Annotated in this window: 1 rRNA gene; it reads right to left on the bottom strand. The window is 57.1% G+C overall.

The features are described from left to right. Positions 1 to 494: ribosomal RNA gene (locus MKZ79_RS21165) — 23S ribosomal RNA — on the bottom strand; the annotation flags it as partial.

Below are 494 nucleotides of genomic sequence, written 5' to 3'. Positions count from 1 at the left end.
GAGCTTAGAGGCTTTTCCTGGAAGCAGGGCATCTGTTGCTTCAGCACCGTAGTGCCTCGTCGTCACGCCTCAGCCTTAAAGTGCTCCGGATTTGCCTGGAACACAAGCCTACACGCTTAAACCGGGACAACCGTCGCCCGGCCAACATAGCCTTCTCCGTCCCCCCTTCGCAGTAACACCGAGTACAGGAATATTAACCTGTTTCCCATCGACTACGCCTTTCGGCCTCGCCTTAGGGGTCGACTCACCCTGCCCCGATTAACGTTGGACAGGAACCCTTGGTCTTCCGGCGAGCGGGCTTTTCACCCGCTTTATCGTTACTTATGTCAGCATTCGCACTTCTGATACCTCCAGCAGCCCTCACAGGCCACCTTCGACGGCTTACAGAACGCTCCCCTACCCAACAACGCAAGCGTTGCTGCCGCAGCTTCGGTGCATGGTTTAGCCCCGTTACATCTTCCGCGCAGGCCGACTCGACCAGTGAGCTATTACGC

Origin of the sequence: Erwinia sp. CGal63 (assembly GCF_037026505.1) — a bacterium.
Taxonomy (GTDB): domain Bacteria; phylum Pseudomonadota; class Gammaproteobacteria; order Enterobacterales; family Enterobacteriaceae; genus Erwinia.
This window is presented reverse-complemented; position numbering and strand designations above follow the sequence as displayed.